The organism is Burkholderia sp. 3C, assembly GCF_054589155.1.
The window spans coordinates 29,835-31,462 of sequence record NZ_BAAILN010000120.1; the positions used below are offsets into that span (position 1 = coordinate 29,835).

Genomic DNA, 1,628 nt, shown 5'->3' on the forward strand with positions numbered 1-1,628 from the left:
GCGTCCTGCGCCATGTCCTGCTCGGCCTCCACCAGCGTGCGCTTGAGCGCACGCGACACCGCGCCGTGCATCGCGCGCAGTTGCGTGTCGAGGCTCGCGTCCACCGCGCCGAAATCCGATTCGCAGACACAACTGCCCGGCGCGAGCCGCTTGTCGCCCACCACCGACATCGGGATCGGGCGGCCCAGCTCGCGCCAGCGCGTGGCCAGGCGGTCGAACGTGTCCTTGGCGCTGTCGAGATCGTCCGGATGCACGGCCACGCGCAGATAGGTCGCGCCATCGACGATCCGCTCGACCGAGGCCAGCGCGCGCTCGAACAGCGCCTCGCGGTTCTCGGTGCGCACGATCTGCTCCACCGCCGACGCGACGATATCGGCCAGCCGTTCGCGCATGCGCACCTGAAGCTGGTTCTGCGCGTTGGCGACATCGGCCAGGCGGTCCATCCAGTCGCCGAGCGCGCGGTCGTAGCCGTCGCGATAGCCGAGCCGCGCGGCTTCGTCGCGTTCGCGGCGCGCGGCGGCCAGGATCGCCTCGGCCTCGGCGTGGCCCGCTTCGACGATGCCGAGCGCTTCGTGGCGCGCGGCCTCGATCAGCGCGGCGCGGTCGTCGGCGAGCGCCGCGTAGGCGTCGTCGAGCGACACCAGCGAGCCGAACAGCTCGCGCGGCAGCACGTCGCCGGCCGCGCCGAGCCGGGCGCGCGGGGTGTCGTCGTCGGGTTGGTGGTGCGCGTCGCGCGGACGGCTCAACCAAATAGCCATGCAACCTCCGGCAGCAGTTCGGGCATCCGGGCCAGCAGCCGGATCGAGCCGGCCGCATCGAGCCCGCTGGCGGCGGGCAACGAGGCCGGCGGCGTCAGCGCGCGCGGCAGCGCCAGGCGCGTGAGCGACGGCGCGCGCGCCTCGCCGGGGCCGTTCAGGCCGCCCGCGTCGCGCACGAACAGCAGCCAGCCTTCGGCGGCCATGTCGATGGCGTCGAGCCGGGCCAGCGGCGGCAGGCCGGTTTTCATCGAGAGATGCGCCACGTCGGGCGCGTCGGCGGCGTGCGCATCCTGCGCGATCGCGTCGGGATGCACGCCGGTCCATTCGGCCAGGCGCGAGCGCGTGTGCTTGTCGATCAGCCGGCGCACCTCGACCCGGCGAAACGACAGCGAGCGCATGCGCAGCACGGCGAGCGACTGCGCGATCGGCAGCGCGTCGAGCAGCGCGAGATTCGGTTTGGGCGAGGCGGCCGGCACGCCGTGGCCGGCCAGGCCGAGCACCGCGGGCGTGGCGAACGCGCCGAACGGCGGCTCGCGCACCCCGGCCGCGCGGGCCATCGCCTGCGAGCAGGCGCGGCGCGCAGCCGACGAGGCGCGGGTGAGCGCATCGCGCCAGCCGTTATCGGGCAGCGACGACCACGACGGGTCGGCCCACAGCGCGGCCGTGTCGAGGTTGTCGCGATAGCCGCTCAGTGCGGCGGCCACGCGTTGCGGTGGATAGAACGCGGGGGAATCCATGCGTGCGGGGCGCGCGCTCAGTTCGCCGGGCGCGGACGCAGGCGCGCGCCGAGCGCACCGAGCCGCCCGCGCAGGCCGGTGGCGGCGCCATCGCCCGCCTCGGCGCCGCCACCGCCGCCGTTCGCGCCGCCCG

At 75.1% G+C, this 1,628-nt stretch carries 2 protein-coding genes; both read right to left on the reverse strand.

Features of this window, described 5'->3' with window-relative positions; genetic code table 11:
• Positions 1-758 (reverse strand): type III secretion system stator protein SctL (gene sctL, locus ACYP33_RS24150; RefSeq protein WP_459624244.1); only part of this gene is annotated, 758 nt, incomplete at its 3' end.
• Positions 743-1,495, reverse strand: a complete 753-nt coding sequence (locus tag ACYP33_RS24155) for a type III secretion protein HrpB4 (RefSeq protein WP_459624245.1) — start codon at positions 1,493-1,495, stop codon at positions 743-745. The genes sctL and ACYP33_RS24155, both read right to left, overlap by 16 nt.
• Positions 1,496-1,628: the final 133 nt, after the last annotated feature.